General features: G+C 66.7%; 9 protein-coding genes and 1 tRNA gene. 6 read left to right on the plus strand and 4 right to left on the minus strand.

Annotation, left to right across the window (positions count from 1 at the left end; all coding sequences use genetic code 11):
• Positions 1-37: 37 nt before the first annotated feature.
• Positions 38-1,024: a FecR family protein gene (locus AKN83_RS09940; RefSeq protein WP_050405503.1), complete on the plus strand. Its 987-nt coding sequence runs from the start codon at positions 38-40 to the stop codon at positions 1,022-1,024.
• A gap of 124 nt (positions 1,025-1,148) precedes the next feature.
• Entirely contained in the window at positions 1,149-12,461 is an 11,313-nt protein-coding gene (locus AKN83_RS09945) for a filamentous hemagglutinin family protein (protein WP_172803516.1), read from the plus strand.
• A 289-nt stretch (positions 12,462-12,750) separates the two neighbouring features.
• Here AKN83_RS09945 and AKN83_RS09950 read toward each other — a convergent pair.
• A tRNA-Leu gene (locus AKN83_RS09950) sits at positions 12,751-12,835 on the minus strand.
• A 158-nt stretch (positions 12,836-12,993) separates the two neighbouring features.
• On the opposite strand from AKN83_RS09950, the gene AKN83_RS09955 reads away from it, so the two are divergent.
• A complete protein-coding gene (locus AKN83_RS09955) occupies positions 12,994-13,566 on the plus strand; it encodes a disulfide bond formation protein B (protein WP_050405501.1) in 573 nt (190 codons plus the stop codon).
• Positions 13,567-13,805: 239 nt separating this feature from the next.
• On the opposite strand, the gene AKN83_RS09960 is transcribed toward AKN83_RS09955, so the two are convergent.
• Together AKN83_RS09960 and AKN83_RS09965 are read right to left on the minus strand one after the other, a co-directional pair.
• Positions 13,806-14,891 (minus strand): AbrB family transcriptional regulator, encoded by a 1,086-nt coding sequence (locus tag AKN83_RS09960; protein ID WP_157113298.1) that lies wholly within the window; start codon positions 14,889-14,891, stop codon positions 13,806-13,808.
• A gap of 135 nt (positions 14,892-15,026) precedes the next feature.
• Entirely contained in the window at positions 15,027-15,299 is a 273-nt protein-coding gene (locus AKN83_RS09965) for a PsiF family protein (protein WP_050405500.1), read from the minus strand.
• Positions 15,300-15,505: 206 nt separating this feature from the next.
• Between AKN83_RS09965 and AKN83_RS09970 the strand changes: the two genes are divergently transcribed.
• The gene (locus tag AKN83_RS09970) at positions 15,506-15,997 is read left to right on the plus strand and encodes a hypothetical protein (protein ID WP_050405499.1); all 492 of its coding nucleotides are present in this window, start codon (positions 15,506-15,508) and stop codon (positions 15,995-15,997) included.
• A gap of 288 nt (positions 15,998-16,285) precedes the next feature.
• On the opposite strand, the gene AKN83_RS09975 is transcribed toward AKN83_RS09970, so the two are convergent.
• Positions 16,286-16,843 (minus strand): TetR/AcrR family transcriptional regulator, encoded by a 558-nt coding sequence (locus tag AKN83_RS09975; RefSeq protein WP_050405498.1) that lies wholly within the window; start codon positions 16,841-16,843, stop codon positions 16,286-16,288.
• A 93-nt stretch (positions 16,844-16,936) separates the two neighbouring features.
• Here AKN83_RS09975 and AKN83_RS09980 point away from each other — a divergent pair, with 93 nt between their 5' ends.
• Positions 16,937-17,371: an acyl-CoA thioesterase gene (locus AKN83_RS09980; protein ID WP_050405497.1), complete on the plus strand. Its 435-nt coding sequence runs from the start codon at positions 16,937-16,939 to the stop codon at positions 17,369-17,371.
• Between the two features lie 5 nt (positions 17,372-17,376).
• Positions 17,377-17,820, plus strand: coding sequence for a PaaI family thioesterase (locus tag AKN83_RS09985; RefSeq protein WP_050405562.1), 444 nt, complete (start codon positions 17,377-17,379; stop codon positions 17,818-17,820).
• Positions 17,821-17,906 lie beyond the last annotated feature (86 nt).

Below are 17,906 nucleotides of genomic sequence, written 5' to 3' on the forward strand. Positions count from 1 at the left end.
TATCTTGGCGTAGGCGGGCATGGGGCGGGCTCCGGCCATGAGCGCGAAGGACAAGGACGACATGGAACTTGACCCGCTCAAGCGGGAAGCGGTGGGCTGGGTCCGGCATCTCACCTCGGGGCGGGCCACGGTGGCGGACGCCGAGGCGCTGCGGCGCTGGTGCGCCCAGAGCGTAGATCATGCTGCGGCCTTCACCGCCGCGAGCCGGCTGTGGAGAGACCTTGCTCCGGCCGGCCGCAATGTCCGGGCGGCAATGATGACCGGACGATTGCCGAGTGCTTCGCGCCCGCTGCACCGCCGTGCGCTGCTTGGTGGCGGGCTCGCGGCCGCTGCCTCGGCGGCGGGCGTCTATGCGCTTGCGCGTCCGCCGCTCGGTCTGTGGCCGTCATGGTCGGAGTTCGCGGCCGACTACCGGACCGCAACCGGCGAGCAGCGCCACGTGGCGCTGCCCGGCGATGTGTCAATCCAGATGAATGTGCAGACCAGCATCGCGCTTCGGCTTGCCGATCCCGGCGCGGCACGGATCGAGTTGCTTTCCGGCGAGGCGGCGTTCGCCACATCCGGACGCAATTTTGGCGTACGAGCGGCCGACCGCTGGATACTCGCGGACAAGGCGCAGTTCGACGTGCGCTATGTGCCGGCTGGCGGCGAATGGCCGGTCTGTGTGACCTGCCTCAAGGGCGAGCTGCAGGTCCAGCGAGGCGCCCAGGCGATCGCACTGAAGGAGAGCCAGCAGCTGCGCTACGACGCGCGTGGGGAGACGCTTGTCGCTGCCGATATCGAGGCTGCCTCCGCCTGGCAGCGCGGCTTCCTGTTGTTTCGCTTCACGCCGCTCTCCAACGTGGTCGAGGAAATCAACCGCTACCGGCCTGGCCGCATCTTCATCGTCAATGCGGCGATCGCACGGCTGCCCGTCAGTGGCCGCTTCCGCATCGATCGGATGGACGAAGTTCTGACCCAGATCCAGCAGGCGTTCGATGCGCGCGTGCGGTTGCTGCCTGGCGGAATCGTGCTGCTGAGCTGAGCATGGTTGCCGCGATCTTGCGCTCTGCGGCGACACGAAACTTTCACAAAAATCCCTTGCGGCTTTCGGCGGGGCTTCCCGTCACGCTGGTGTGACCTCTGCGATGTTCGCTGGAAGGACTGTCATGCCGGTTCGAGCTCAAGCCATCCATCAGCCCCGTACGCGCGGTGAATTGGCCGCCCGCACGCTGTTGCGGTCGTCGCGCCTTGTGTCCCGCAGCGGGTTGATGGCCGGCACCAGCCTTGTGACATTGTTGCTCGCCTCGTATCCTGCTGGCGCGAGGCCGCTGACCGGCGCCTGGACGCTCGGCGCGCCGCACTACGCCGCCGATGCGGCGAGCGCCGGGGCCCAGCAGGCGGCGGCCGCTGCCGCCCAAAGCTCTGGTGCATTGACGCGGGCGGCCCAAGCGATCCAGGCCATGCAGGCGGCACAGGCCGCCGCGCGCAGAGCCGCACAGGCCTCCGGCACGTCGCAGACGCTGCCGCAGCTGACGGTGCCGAACGGTCTGGCGACGGGCGGGCTGCAGGTCGCGCCAGGCGCCGCGCCCGGATCGGACCTCTGGTCCGGCGCCAACCTTCCGACCCAGACCAGCGCGAATGGACGCACCAGTGTCGGCATCACCCAGACCGCGCCGCAGGCCATCCTCAACTGGCAGAGCTTCAATGTCGGCGTCCAGACCGATGTCGTCTTCAATCAGCAGGGCAACAGCAACTGGGTCGCGCTCAATCGCGTGATCGGCAATGTCGGGCCGAGCCAGATCCTCGGCCGCATCAGCGCCGACGGCCAGGTGCTGGTGATCAACCAGAACGGCATCATTTTCGGCGGCGCCAGCCAGATCAATGTCGGCTCACTGGTGGCCTCGACACTCAACATCACCGATCAGCAGTTCAAGACCGCTCTGCTCAATCGCTCGCCGTTTGACAATGCCGGCAATCTGCAGGCCCCGATCTATGCCAACGGCAGCGGCCCGACCGGCGACGTCATCGTCGAGGCAGGTGCCGTGATCCTCACGGCGCCGCCCGCAGCCGTCACCACGGGAGGCGGCAACGTCTTCCTGCTCGGCGCCAATGTGCAGAACAACGGCAGCATCGTCACGCCGGGCGGCCAGGCCGCGCTCGCTGCCGGCACGTCGGTCTATGTCACGACCAGCGGCAGCACCAGCCAGCTGGGTCTGATGTTAAATGTGCTCAATGGCGGCACGGTCAGCAACACCGGCCTCGTCGCAGCGCCGACCGGAAGCGTCACCCTGGTCGGCATGAATCTGCAGCAGTCCGGCGTGCTGGTGGCGACCACCTCGGTCAACCAGGCCGGCTCGATCCTGCTGTCGGCGCAGCAGGGCCTGCAGGGAATATACGGTTATGACAGCTCCTCGCGCTACGCGGTGTCGACGCAGGCCGGTAAGGTGCAACTCGCGCCCGGCAGCCTCACCGCGGTCCTTCCCGAGGAGGACGGTCTGACCGCGATGGACACCCAGCCGCAGGCCCAGTCGCGCATCACGGTCGAGGGCGGCTTCGTCAACGTGCAGTCGGGAGCTGCGATCATCGCGCCGTCCGGACGCGTTGCGCTTCAGGCATCGAGCCACGGCGACCAGCTCTATCTGCAGGACAATCCGACCGCCAAGATCAACGCGAACTCCAGCCCCGACGGGGCGCGTGTGCTGGTCGACACCGGCTCCCTGATCGACGTTTCGGGGCTGCAGGGTGTCCCGGTCGCGGCGTCGAGCGATGTGGTGCAGGTCGACGTGCGTGCCAACGAGCTGCGCGACTCGCCGTTGCAGCGCGGTGGTATCCTCTCCAGCAAGAAGGTGTGGGTAAACCTCCACGATCTCAACCCTGTGGCGTCGGATCGGGTCTACACCGCCGGCGGCCTTCTCGAGGTGTCGGGATGGCTCGGGCAGGTCGAGCGTCCGATCGACCAGCGCCTGACCACGGGCGGTTCGGTGAGCGTCTATTCCTCTGGTGATGCCATCCTGCGGCCCGGTGCGTCGATCGATATTGCCGGCGGCTCGCTCGCGCATCAGGCCGGCTATGTGCCGGTCACCTGGCTGGTCGGCTCCGACGGCCGGATCTACAGCGCCAATCGAGCTCCCGCGGATCTGACTTACAGCTCGATCGGGGTCGGCTTCACGGTCAATCACACCCATTGGAACGTCACCGAGTTCTATGCCGATCCACTGGTCGCCAGTCAGGTGTACCAGCCGGCCTATCTGGAAGGACGCGCCGCCGGCGCGCTGACCGTGATTGCGAGCGCGGCTGAGGTCGACGCCTCGGTAGTCGCGGCAACCATCAATGGGCCCTATCAGCGGACCGCCAACACGCTTCCATCCGGTGCCGCGTTCACCATCGGGGCGTCCGATGCGAGCATCGTGCCCACCAGCGTGGTCATCGCGCCGTCAGTCGCGCCGCCGGACATTTCCAGTGCGACGTCGCCGCTGCCGCCGTCCTGGCAGCAGACGGTCTATCTGTCGGCCGATCTGCTCGACCGGGTGAACTATGGCAGCATCACCATCAACGCCCGGGGCGGCGTGACCGATCCGGTCAGCGGCGCGGTATCTCCCGCTATCAGCCTCGTGGGCGGAGCCAAGCTTCAGGTTGCCCCCGGCGGCTCGATCGCCCTGAACTCGAATATCGCCTTGGTCGGCGGGGGCATTTCGATCGACGGCCAATTGGTGGCGCGGGCCGGCTCGATCTCCGTCAACGCCGCGCAGCAGGGAACCACGATCCTCACGGGCGACGTCGAACTGCATCCGGGCAGCCTGATCGATACGCGCGGTCTGTGGGTCAACGATCACACCGGCGGCACCGATACGCCGCCTGCGCTCTACAATGGCGGCAATGTCAAGCTGGCCGCCTACGGCAGCGTTCGGATCGATGACGGGGCGGTGATCGATGCGTCGAGCGGCGGCTGGATGCAGAGCACCGGCAAGATCAAGAGCAGCAACGGCCTGCCGGTCGGAACCGGCGGCAACATCACGCTGATCGCCGACGGCTTCGGCGCGACGCTGCACAATTCGACGACGCTCGCGCAGGCCTACCCGGGCCGGGTCTATCTCGACGGTACGCTGCGGTCCTACGGCTTCACGGGTGGCGGCACGCTCGGCATCGCCACGCTCGCGATCCAGATCGGCGGCGACGCCATCCTTCCGCTCAGCACCATCAGCAGCATCAACGCCGACGGGACCAGCAACCTCGCGGCGGTCGATCCCGCCAGCGTGCTGCAGCTGTCGCCCGGCTTCTTTGCCGGCGGCGGCTTCAGTCAGTATGCCCTCTACAGCTACCAGAACCTGACGGTCGCGCGCGGCACCGATATCGAGCTGCACGGAGTCAATCTGGTTCCGAATCCGCAGGCCGCCCTGGCGCCGACAGGCAGCGATGTCATGAGCGTCGCGACGGCGGGGGTGCTGCCGTCGTACCAGCGGCCGGCGCCCGTCAACCTCGTCCTGAGCGCGATCGATGCCTTCAACGGCAATCTCGACGTTCAGCGCGGCGTCGTGATCGATGCCGATCCGCAAGCGACGATATCCCTGCACGCACGCCATCAACTCAGCTTCGACGGTACCATCAGCGCGCCCGCCGGCACCATCAATCTCGATTTGACCGGCACCACGGGAACCTGGAACGCGGTCGGCTCCCAGGCTGGCGTGCCGCCCAACAATGGGCCGTCCTACAATGCCGCGCAGACGCTGTGGATCGGCGCGAACGCAAGGTTGCTGGCGCCCGGCCTGGTGACGTCGATGCTGGACGGGCTGGGGCGCCCGGTGAACACGGTGCTCGGCGGCGGTCAGGTCAACATCAATCAGGACACTCAGCCCGCGCTTTACTATCCCTATTCGGCCACTCAGCCTTATGGCGAGCAGCCGCTCGGTGTCGTCGTGGCGCAAGCCGGGGCGATCATTGACGTGTCGGGAGCGTCGGGAACGATCCTCCAGGTCGCGGGCCGATCCGGTCTGACGCAGACCCAGGTTGCGACTCCGGGCGGCAGCCTCGCGATCCGGGCATCGCTCGGTCTGCTGTTCGACGCCTCGATGAAGGCGCAGGGCGGTGGGGCTGGCGTCGCCGGCGGCAGCCTGACGATCGATCAGGTGATCGGGACCTATGTCGCGGACAGCTCCGGGGCCTCGCAGTTCGTGCAGCCGGTGTTCCAGACGATCGTAAGTCAGGCGGCGCCGCTGATGACGACGGGTCTGTCGCAGGGGCAGGCGATCGCGGGCGGCTTGCTCGGAGAGCTCTTCATCGGCGCCGACCAGATCTCCAGCGGCGGCTTCGCATCGGTATCCCTCGGCGCGGTCGATGCCCTGGTGTTCAACGGCAGCGTCAAGCTCGCCGCGGCGCGCAGCCTGACCATCAACGCCAGCAACATCAGCGCGACGCCGGGCGCGATCGTCCGGCTCAACGCGCCCTATGTCGACATCGGCGGCGGTCAGCGCAACATCAACGAATACATCAGCAGCAGCTACATTCCGGGCGGCAGCTACAGCGCAATGCCGATGGCCGGCACGGCGCGTCTCGAGGTCGATGCCGACCTGATCGACATCGAAGGCACCCTGCGCAGCGGCGCAAGCTACAACTACGTCACCAGCTTCATCAATTTTTACACGCCGGTTCAGCAGGCGGTATCGCTGCCCGGCTTTGCCAGCATGGCGTTCAACAGCCTTGGCGACATCCGCCTGGTGCCGGCCTCGAGGACTTCACCCCTCTACGCCGCCAAGTCGACGACGTTGACGACCGCCGGCGACGTGACGTTCTCGGGGACGGAGATCTATCCGATCAGCACCGGACCGGTCAGCAATGCATATTCAAGCGTCCCGAGCGGTTTGTTCCTGATCCAGGCGACAGGGCCGAGCAGCGTGGTCAGCTTTGTCAGCAACGGCCAGGCGCCCTACACGCCGCTGTCAGCGGGCGGGTCCGTGCAGATCGTCGCGCCGACCATCAATCAAGGCGGCGTCCTGCTGGCGCCGCTCGGGCAGATCACCTTCGGGGATCCGAACAATCCTGCCGGCACGCGCGCGATCAACCTGCTGCCGGGCAGCATCACGTCGGTGTCGGCCGCCGGCACGCTGATCCCGTACGGCGCGCCGCTCGGCAACACCGACTGGATCTATGGCTATGACAATACCGGCACGGCGAACACGATCAGCGCGCCGCCGGCCAAGACGATCTCGTTCTACGGCAAGGCGTTGACGGTCGCGGGCGCGTCCGGTGGGGCGGCAACCGCGCGCATCGACGAGTCCGGCGGTGGCGATCTCTACGGCGCGCAGTTCGTCAGCGGCGCCGGCGGATCGGTCGATACGCTCAGCGGCACCCAGACATTTGCGATTCTGCCGAGCCTCGGCAACCGCTATGCGCCGCGCGACCCGCAGATGCAGCTCAGCGATCCGACGCAGACGACATCGGCACCGGTGGCTCTGCAAGTCGGCCAGCAGATTTATCTGAGCGGCATTCCGGGATTGCCGGCCGGCACCTACACCTTGCTGCCGGGGCATTACGCGTTGTTGGCCGGCGCCTACAAGGTCACGGTTGCGGAGAATCAGACTACCGCGACCGGGCTGTCGAATTTTGTGCAGCGTGACGGCTCTTACCGTGTGCTGGGCTACGGCGAGGTCGCCAACACGGGCTTCCGCGACGCGCTTCCTTCGGTCTACATCGTCACGCCGGGAGCGGTGGTCCGCCGGCAGTCGCAATATGCCGAAACCACGGCCACTCAGTTCTATGCGGCCAAGGCGGCCGCAAGCGGCATCGCGGCGCCCTATCTGCCGCTCGATGCGGGACAGCTCGTCATCAATGCGACCAACAGCCTGTCGTTGCCGGTCACCGGCGGGTTCGGCGACTTCACGGCTCCGGCGGGCGGCCGCGGCGGGCAGGCCGACATCGTGGCGTCGAATCTCGAGATCCTTGCGCCGGGCGGCGCCGCAGCGCCGGGCATGACCGGGCTGCAGGCCAGTGCGCTGGACAGCATCGGCGCGCAGAGCATTCTGATCGGCGGCACGCGCAACCTGAACGGCAACGTGCTGACCATCACGCCGGCGGCGCAGCAGCTCCAGATCGACAGCGGAGCGGTGCTGACCGCGCCCGAGATCATGCTGACGGCGAGCAGTGCGATCGCGATCGGCGCCGGCGCACAGGTCGATACGACATCGTTCGGCGCGATCGCGACCCTGTTCCCGAACGATCCGAAGACCGGCAAGACCCTGGGATCGATTGCGCTGGCGCGCGTCAGCGGCGGCGGTGCCGGCGCATTCGTGCTGGCGTCCAACGCGCCGGTGCTGCCGGTCACGTTGCCGGCCGGGAGCGGCAGCGCGAGCATGCTGAGCATTGGCGCGGGCGCGCAGATCTTCGGCGGCAGCGTGCTGGCGCTGAGCGCCTCGAACACGATCAGCATGGATCCCTCCGCCCGCCTTGCGGCGCCGACCGTCATGGTCAGCGTGCCCGCGATCAATTTCGGCACCGGAGGCGCTTCGGGCTTCAACCTGAGCGCCGGCCTGCTCGCGCAATTGTCCGCAGGCGATTCGCTGCGGCATCTCGCGCCGACCGGCAACCTGATGCTGTCGGCGTCCACCGCGATCAACGTCTATGGCTCGGTCGATCTCGGCGAGCCGGATCCGGCGACCGGCCGGCCCCTGCTCGCCGGGCTGACCTTGAGCGCGCCCGTGATCAACGGGTTCGGTGCCGCGACCGACAGCGTCAGGCTCCGCGCCAATACGATCACGTTGAACGGCGGCGCCATCGGCGCAGCTTCGACCGGAACCGGGCAGGGCGCGTTCGAGATCGATGCGGCGCAGCTGACGCTGGGTGGCGGCGGCAATCTGGCCTTCGGCGGCTTCAACAACGTGACGCTGGCGGCGTCCGGGCAGGTGATCGGCGGCGTCGCGTATGCCGGCCCCATCGCCGCGGGCACGATGCAAACGATCGGCACGGTGTCGTATGCGCCCGGCGAGGTGATGCCGGGCACCTTCAGCGTCAGCGAAAACCTGACGATCGCCGCGCCCGTGGTGACGGCCCAGGCCGGCGCGCTGACGCAGCTCATCGCCAATGCCGGCACAGTCAGCTTCGCCGCGCTGCCCGGCAGTGCCGTCCAGCCGGTCGCCAGCTCCAGCGGCGCGACGCTCTCGGTCTCGGCGCAGCGCATCGTCCAGGGCACGACGATCAACCTGCCGTCCGGCGCGATCAGCTTCTCGGCGCAGAACGGCATTACGCTTCAGGCCGGTTCGGTCACCAATGTCGCCGGCGCGGTGACGCCGTTCTTCGATGTGGTGCGGATTGCGCCGGCCGGCAGCATCACACTGCAGACCGTGAACGGTGATGTCTCCGTTGCCGCCGGGGCGGTGGTCGATCTGCGCGGCGGCCGATTGGGCTCGGTCACGCTGCCGACACTCGATGTCGTGGATTCCGACCCGGGCGGCAACGCCGGCACGCTCACCATCGTCGCGCCGAACGGGACGGCCCATCTCGACGGGCAATTGTTGGCCAGCGCCGATCCGCGCTACGCCGGCGGCAGTGCGGTTCTCGCGCTCAAGTCCGGTGACGCCGGTGCACTGCTCGGCAGCATCGCAGGTTTCTCGGGCGAGCAGGCGCTGACGCTGGCGAGCGGCGACATCAATGTCGGCAACATCACCGCCCGTGACGTCGAGCTGACCGCGAGCAGCGGCAGCATCACCGTCGCCGGTCTGATCGATGCGAACGGCGGCCGCGATGCGACCATCCGCCTGATCGCCGGCAACAATCTGGAGCTGGGCGCGCAGGCGGTGCTCAATGCCGGCACCGCCGTCGCCAAGGGTGGCACGGTATTCCTCGGCCTCGCCGGCAACAGCACCGGCATGCTGACGTTCGACGCCGGCTCTACGATCAGCGTCGCCGGCACCGATCCGAATATCGCGCTCAACGGCGGACAGGTCTGGCTGCGCGCACCGCGGACCGCAAACAATGTGCGCATCAGCAACAACGGGGTCCAGGTCGCCGGCGCCCGCGAGATCGTCGTCGAGGCAGTCAAGACCTATGACGTCAGCGGCACGCCCTATGTCGACGCCAATCTGACGACGGCCGATGCCGACGCACAGGCGTATATCGCTGCCGCCACGGTCAAGACTGGCATCGGTACGCTGACCGGCAACTCGGTCACCGCCTTCCACCTGATGCCCGGGATCGAGCTGGACAGCAGCGGCGACCTCCAGCTGTTGCAAAATCCATCCCCCACCAACTCCGGTATCGATCTGCACACCTACCGCTACAATGGCGAGCCGATGGTGCTGACGCTCCGCACAGCCGGAAACCTCTTGATCAACGGCAGCCTCAGCGACGGTTTTGCCGCGCCGGTCAGTTCGCCGGACGGCAGCATCTTCGCGATCGCGGCACCGCTGCCGGCGGGCTCCGGATCAGCGACGCTGCGGCTGGTTGCGGGCGCGGATCTCGCGGGTGCCGATCCGCTGGCGGTCATGCCGGCCGTGCTGCGTCCCGCGGCCACGGCGGCCAATCCCGAGCCAGGCTCGATCGTGTTCGCGGCGCCCTACCTGATCGACGCCAATGTCAATGACAGCGGCATCGTCGTACAGATTCCGAGCGTGGTCCGCACCGGCGCGCGCGATATCGAGCTCGCTGCGGCCGGCAACATCGACATCCAGACCGCATTCGGCATTTATACCGCGGGGCAGCCCGTAGCGCCGAATTTCACGGCGGGGCAGCGCGCGCTGATCTTGAATGCCTACACGTACACCTACGACAACTATCTCGGATATCACTCCGACGCGAGCGGCAATCTGACGGCGTACGACACGCTGTATCCCCTCGCATTCAACGCCAGCTATTCGAGCGGCGGCGGCAATCTCACGGTCAAGGCGCATGGCAGCCTGATCGGCGCCGATACGAGCAATAATGGTGTGACGAGCTACGCGGCTTCCGAGCCCGACACCTATTGGCTATGGACCGAACCGACGGCCGTCAGTCCGACGTGGTTCGTCAATTTCGGCACTTACTATCAACCGTATCTCGATTACGGGGTCGACTCATTTCCGTCCGTGGCCGCGTTCAAGGGGCTCGGTGCGTTGGGAGGAGGAAACGTCCGGGTCGCTGTCGACGGCGACCTCAGGAATGTCGACATCAGCCTGCCGACAACGGGCGGATTGACGAGCACCGGCGCGGTGTCGGTGTACGGCGGCGGCAATCTCTCGCTGACCGTGGGCAGCGGCATCAACTACGCCAATCTGCTGGTCGGGCACGGAACGGCCGACATCCAGGCCGGCGAGGTCGGGATGGCGCCGCTGAGCACCAGTGCTCTGACAGTCGCGCGGGTGGATCTGCTGATCGGCGATGCCCAGTTCATCGTGGTGTCCCGCCGCGGAATCAACGCGATCGTCGGCGATCCGACGCGGATGACGCAGCAGCCCGACCCCACGAGAACCGGCTATAGCGTTCCGGCGGGCCTGGAGGGAAATGGGCCCCCCTCATTTTACTATCTCACCGCGGTCCCCTATGGCTTCTTCACCAGCATGACGACCGCCAGCGCCCTGACCGAATTCGCCGAAGGCGGCGACATCACGGTGCATGGTGATTTCGCGCCACCGATCTTCGAATTGACGGCGGCCGGCGGATCCATCCGGGCCGGCAGCATTCAGCAAACCGGGTCTGGTTTCCACTATCTCGCCGCACTGGCTGCGCCAACGGCCCGCCTCGATCTGCTGGCTCAGCAGGATATCGTGGGTTTTGGCGTCAGCATGACGGCGGCCGATCTAATGTCCCAGGTCAATGGCGCCTCGGCGCCGGCAGGCAGCGATTACCCGAGCACGCTCGCCAATTCGGCCAACGACACGCTTGGCGGGGCTCTGTCGCTGCCCTCGAACCTGGTGGAGTTCAACGCTCCGCATACCGTGCATGTCTATGCGGTGCAGGGCAGCCTGACAAATCCCGCGCTGGCGACGTCGGAGCGCGCGCAGGTGCGCGCCGGTCTCGATATCGTCCGGCCGATCATCAATATCGAGAACGCCGGGCTCGGCGACGTCTCGCTGGTGCAGGCCGGGCGCGACATCGTCAGCTGCCAGCCCTGCAGCCTGGCCTACCCGGACTTCTTCAACATTCGTGTCGAGGGGCCCGGCGCGCTTTCCGTCCTCGCCGGTCGCGACATCGTTGCGCAGAAGGGCCAGTATGGCTCGCAGGGCGTTGGCATCACGTCGGTCGGCAACGCGGACAATCCGTTGTTGCCGCCGACGGGTGCCTCGATCGGCATCGCGGTCGGTATCGGCGCGAGCGGCCTCGACACCACGGCCTTCATCAACCTCTATTTCGATCCGCAGAACACCGATGCGACGACGCAAGGCTATCTCGCGCAGCTGACCAGCCACATGAGCAGGATCGAGGGCATCGCCCTCAGTCGCGACCAGGCGCTCGCCGATTTCCGCAACTTCACCCCGGTCGCACAATTGCCGTTCATCGAACAGGTGTATTTCGCCGAGCTCACGGCGGGCGGCGAGGCGGCGGCCAAAGGGCTTGGCGCCGGCGGCAAGGGTTACGACCGGGCCTACCGGGCGATCCAGACCTTATTTCCCGACAGCGTGATCGGCGGCACCACCACAGCCTATGCCGGCAATTTGTCGCTGTTCCAGCTCGCACGCATCCGCTCCGAGCAGGGTGGCAGCATCAACATCCTGGCGCCCGGCGGCGGCGTCTCGCTCGGCATCGAGAACCAGACGCCCGATTTGACCGGGCAGACCGACACCGCACGCCCCGGCCTGCTGACGCTCGAAGGCGGCGACGTCAACATCTTCACCGATCGGAGTGTCGTAGTGGCGCAGTCGCGCGTCTTCACCGAGCTCGGCGGCGACATCCTGATGTTCTCGACCAATGGCGACCTCAATGCCGGCAAGGGCAAGCAGACCTCGATCGTGACGTCGCCGCCGCTGGTCGTCTACGATCAGTATGGCCGCGCGGCCAAGACGCCGAACACGCCGCAAACCGGCGCCGGCATCGCGACCCTGATTGGCGTGCCCGGCGTGCCTCCTGGTAACGTCGACCTGTTCGCACCGCACGGCGCGATCGATGCCGGCGAGGCCGGCATTCGCGTGTCGGGCAATCTCACCCTGGAAGCGCTGCGAGTGCTCAACATCGCCAATATCCAGGTGCAGGGCACGTCGGTCGGTGTGCCGGCGGTGCAGGGGCCGCCGGTGGCGGCATTGACCGCGGCCAACAACACCGCGGGCGCAGCCCAGCAACCGAGGACCGCGACGCCGGCGGCCAATACCGGACAGCCCTCGGTCATCATCGTCGAGGTGCTCGGCTATGGCGGAGGCGACGGCACGCCGGATCCCGACGGCAACGACCAGCGCCGCAGCGGCAACGAGCAGCAGAGCTATGATCCGAACAGCATGTTTCGCGTGGTCGGCAGCGGTAAACTGACCGCTGAGCAGGCGCAGCAGCTGACAGATGACGAAAGGCAGCGTCTGTCGTCACGGTAGCGACCGGGGTGCGGCAGGCCTTCGGAGATGCCGCGGTCGGACGGCGCGACAGTCGACGTCGGTCCTGATCTGCTTTGGGATCGGCGCACGCGTCGTCATTCTTGCGGCCGTCGGCTCAATTGCCTCGTTCGGAATCGCGAAAGTCGCCGTGAACGTTTGTTCTCCCGATACCAACAAAAATACCAGCAAATCGGCGGCTGGCATCGGACGAGATCAAATACCGATGTACGCGGAAATACCTATTTTAAAAGCTTTCCGAGCACTGCGCGAACGACTGCGACAGCCTGCTTGGTGCCCCTGGCCGGAATCGAACCAGCACTCCTTGCGGAACTCGATTTTGAGTCGAGCGCGTCTACCAGTTCCGCCACAGGGGCATTCGCGATGATCCAGGCCGAGACGGGCCCGGGTCGCGAAGTGCGGCGGACTATAGCGGGCGGCCCGTCACGGTCAACCCGCGCGGATGTGATTGTCCCGCGCCTCGACAGCGGTATTTTCACGCGATACGACCCGATCTGAGCATGTAGCAGGGGCCATGACCCTGCCGGACGGTGCTCGCAGGAGGACTGCCGTGACGCTCGCCACCGCCCATCCGTCGGATGCTTCCGCCACCGGCAATCCGGCGCTGACCTCGGCCCTGGCGATTGCCGTGATCGCAGCAGTGACGCTGGCCGGCGCCTGGTTCTTCCAGCTCGTGCTGGAGATCATGCCCTGTCCGCTCTGCCTCGAGCAGCGCTATGCCTATTACCTCGCGGTCCCGCTCGGCGCCGTGGTCGCGCTCGCCGCCGCCCGTGGCGCGGCGCGCCCGCTGCTGCTCGCGGGCCTTGCGATCCTCGGCCTCGCCGCGCTCGCCAACGCCGGGCTCGGTGCCTATCATGCCGGGGTTGAATGGGGATTTTGGCAGGGGCCGACCGACTGCACCGGCCCGATGGTGGATTTCGGCAAGGCCGGTTCGCTGCTGGATCAGCTCGACAAGGTCAAGGTGGTCCGCTGCGACGAAGTGCAGTGGCGCTTCCTCGGCATCTCGCTCGCCGGTTACAACGTCCTGATCTCACTCCTGATGGCCGCGATCGCCGGCTGGGGCGCGGCGAAGGCGGCGAAGGCCTGATTCTCAACTGCGCTCCCGTTGATCCGTCATGCTGAGGAGCGCGAAGCGCGTCTCGAAGCAAGCACGGGCACCAGCCGGGCCGTTCATCCTTCGAGGGCCGCTGAAGCGGCCACCTCACGATGATGGGACTAGAGCATGATCCGGAAAAGTGTGAAGCGGTTTTCCGAAAAGATCATGCTCAGTCAAAGAGCTAAAGCGCGATGACGATTCAACTCAATCTCATCGCGCTTCAAGAGCCACTAATCGTCGACGTCGTCCTGCGGCCGTCCGAACAGATGGATGATCCCCGGCGTCGAAATAGTGACGAACAGGAAGCGCGACAGATGATGCGCACCGACGAAGATCGGGTCGATGTGCAATGTCAGCGCCAGCGCCAGCATGGCGTCCATCGCGCCGGGCGCAAAGGCGACCACGACGTCGGCGAGCCGCACGTGGGTGGTGAAGGCGATCACCGCGACGAACACGGCCGAGATTGCGATGGCAATGGCAAACGAGCCGAGCCCGGCATTGACGTGGCTCAGCAGGGTCGAGGTCTTCATCCGCGCGAAGCGCGTGCCGATCAGCGCTCCGATGCCGACCAGCGCGACGTTGCGCAGCCAGGGCGGCAGGCCGCCATCGACCAGCCCTGAGCCATGCAGCAGGCTGGAGGCGAGCATCGCGCCGAACATCCAACTGGCGGGGAATTTGATCCAGCGCAGCAGCAGCGAGACGCCGATCGACCCGGCGACCAGGGCTGTGAGGCCGAGCGGCGAGGCGACCGTCGTCGGCAATGGCGGCGGCGCCGCGTGCGTCACGCCGGTCAGCGCCAGCACCAGCGGCAGGGCCGCGGTCAGGATGATGACGCGCATGGTCTGCACCACTGCGATCGCCGCGACGTCGGCGCCCTTCTCCGCGGCGAGGATGGTGATCTGCGAGAGCGCGCCGGGGCTGCCGGCGAGGAAGGCCGAGGTCTGGTCCCAGCCATGGATGCGCTGCAGATAGAGGCTCGAGCCGAAGGTCGAACAGAACGTCGCCAGCGCCAGCAGGGCGATGGTGAGCGGATAGGAGCTCATATGCTGCAGCAATTGCTGCGACATCAGCGAACCCAGGGAGATGCCGAGCAGCAGCAGCACCGATTGCGTCAGCACCGGCGGCACCGCGAGCGGCCGTCCGGCCAAAGCAGCGATCGCAACCGCGCACATCGCACCCGAGATCAGCCCGCCCGGCAATCCCGCCCATAAAAACAGCAAACCGCCGCCGGCGCCGATGACGAGCGTCTCGAGCCCATTCAGAACTTTGTTGCGGTCGGGAATGGCTGTCGCCATCGAAGCGCGGATCAGGGTCACGCCGCCTTATGGCAAATTCGCAACCACGGGACAATTGCGTCTGGCGATTGCAGCATTGCGCCCCGGCTCGCCTCAGGCCACAGATTTTCACCCTCCCCGGCGGGGAGGGTGAAGGACGTCAAATGCGTCTGCGCGTTACTTCGCGGCCGGCGCTGCGGCCGCGCCGCCCGCCTTCTTGCACTCGGAGCGGAATTTTTTGCGCTCCTTGCCGTGCAGGCCCTTGGCGTCGGCTTGCTTCGAGCACTCGAGCGACTCGGCGGTGCGCGGCTTGGCTTCCTTCGCCATCTTGCCGTCGGCCTTCGGAGCGGCCTCCTTGGCGGCGGGCGCGGCGGTTTGCGCGAAGGCTCCGCCCATCAGCAGCAGGGAGGCAAGGGCGGTCGCGGTCGCGAGTTTGGACATTGTCTTCATGGGGCACCTCGTGAGGAAAGGAGGCGAAACGTTGCGCGGCGATGCTGAACCGTGGATGAACATGCCGCAGTCCTGCCGCCACAATATTTTAGCGTCCGGGCACGCCCGCACGTTGTCGCAAGTCGGGGTTGCGCTAGGATAATGGTCTTACGCCAATGCCCCCCAAGGGAAACCGACGGGAAACCAGGGATGACGGGAGACCAGGGATGACCATTCAGACCAGATTGTTGTGCGTGATCGCGGTGTCGGGCTTTGCAGCCTTTGCGGCGAGCGCGCCCGCGCAGGCGCTGACCGCGCAGGAATGCAGCGCCAAGTACCAGGCGGCCAAGTCGGCCGGCACCCTCGGCGGCCAGAAGTGGAATGACTTCCGCAAGGCCCAGTGCGGTGCCGACGCGACCCCGGCTGCGGCGCCCGCCGCGCCGCCGCCCGCTGCCGCCGCGCCTGCTCCGGCCGCGCCGAAGGAAGCCAAGCGGGAAGCCGCCCCCGCCGCGGCACCCGCCGCACCGGCAGGGCCCGCCGTGTTTCCGAACGCGGTCGATCCCAAATACGCCAAGGAAACCGAAGGCAAGCAGCGCATGCACAGCTGCCTCGACCAGTACAATGCCAACAAGACCACGGGCGGCAACGGCGGCATGAAGTGGATCCAGAAGGGCGGCGGCTATTACAGCGAGTGCAACAAGAAGCTCAAGGGCGCCTGAGCCGTTACCCGTACGAATGTTCGACGAAGCGGCCGGCGCGAGCCGGCCGCTCTTCTATGGCGGCTAAAGCGGGATGAGTTTTGGTTGAATCGGCTTGCCGCGGTCTCGTTTCACCTCTCCCCGTTGGGGAGAGGTCGGATTGCGAAGCAATCCGGGTGAGGGCTCTTGCTCTCGATAGACCGTAACCCCTCACCCGATTTGCTGCGCAAATCGACCTCTCCCAAGGGAGAGGTGAACCTCCGATGCCGATCCAGCTTAACCTAATCTCATCGCGCTTTAGCTCTGAAGCTATTGGCTTTCCGCGAGCAGCGTGTCCGCCGATTGCGCCAGCAATTGCGCGCGCTTGCGCGGGCCGCGTTCGAGAAACAACAGGCTCTGGCCGAAGATGAAGCAGTAGAACAGGAAGGCCTGCGCATCGGCCTCCTCCGCCGGGAGCCCGGTGGCGCGATAGAGCTGGCCGACATTCTTCAGCCGAGCGGCATCGACGCTCGCGGCGGCGGCCGCCGCGGCCTCGTCGGTGCGGGCCCATTGCCGGATCGCGAGCTCGACCGCCATCGCCTCGGTGTTCATGCGCTCCGAATAGAGCGTGATGATCGCCTTCAGCCGCTCGCGTGCGCTGGCGCCGTCGAGCGCGGTGTGCTTCTCGATCGATGCGATTCGCCCGTCGCGCCAGCGCGTCAGCATGGCCTCGAGCAGCGCGGCGCGATCCCGAAAACGGCGGTAGAAGCCGCCCTTGGTGACGCCGAGATTCTTCGCCAGCACCTCGACCCGCACGCCATCGACGCCGCTATGCGCGAGCTCGGCAAAGCCGGCCGCGACCCAGACATCGCCCTTGCTTTCAGTCATGTGATCTCCGCGTACCCGCTCTGATACGGTACCGTATTGCTAGCCTTCTTCGTCCTTGATACGCTACCGTATCAAAAATGGAGGAGCGGCACGATGGAGGGCGAGGCGACCTATCGCGGCACGGTCTATCCCTGGCATTGCGACCACATCGGCCACATGAATGTCATGTGGTATGTCGGCAAGTTCGACGAGGCGAGCTGGAACATGTTCGCGCGGCTCGGCCTGACGCCGAGCTACCTGCGCGAGTCCGGTCGCGGCATGGCCGCCGTGCAGCAGAACATCTCCTACCAGCGCGAGCTGCTCGCCGGCGACCTCGTCGAGGTCAAGAGCCGGCTGGTCGAATTCCGCGACAAGTCGGTCCGTATCCTGCACGAAATGCGCAACGCGGAGACCGGCGACCTCGCCGCGACCTGCGAGATCGCGGCCGTGCACATCGATCGCACCGCGCGCAAATCGGCGCCGTTCGCGCCGGCGATCCGCTACGCCGCGATGCCCCATCTCGTGCCGTCCGAGCCCGCGACTGCGTGACCGCCATGCCCCGCTTTGAGCCGAAGAATCCCGACTTCCGCGCGGTTGCCGCCGCCACATTCGCGCGCCAGCGCGCGATGCAGACGCTCGGCATCTCGATCGCGCGCATCGAGCCGGGCGAGGTCGACCTCGCGATGGACTATGCGCCGGAGTTCTGCCAGCAGAACGGCTTCGTGCATGCCGGAATCATCACCGCGGGCCTCGACAACGCCTGCGGGATTGCCGCCTTCACGCTGATGCCTGATGGCTCCGACATCCTCACCGTGGAGTTCAAGACCAATCTCCTGGCGCCGGCGCGCGGCGAGCGCTTCGTGTTCCGCGGCGTCGTGGTCAAGCCCGGCCGCACGCTGACGGTCTGCGATGGTCGCGCCTATGCCGTGCAGGACGGCGTGGAGACCCTGGTCGCGACCATGAGCGGCACGCTGATGGCGCTGCAGCGGCGATCGTAAGTTGTGCTGCAGACCTTCCCCGTCATCCCCGCGCAAAGGCTTCGCCTTTGTCGCTGGAGGTGCGAGCGGAGCGAGCCTCGAAGGAT

Source organism: Bradyrhizobium embrapense (genome assembly GCF_001189235.2).
GTDB lineage: Bacteria > Pseudomonadota > Alphaproteobacteria > Rhizobiales > Xanthobacteraceae > Bradyrhizobium > Bradyrhizobium embrapense.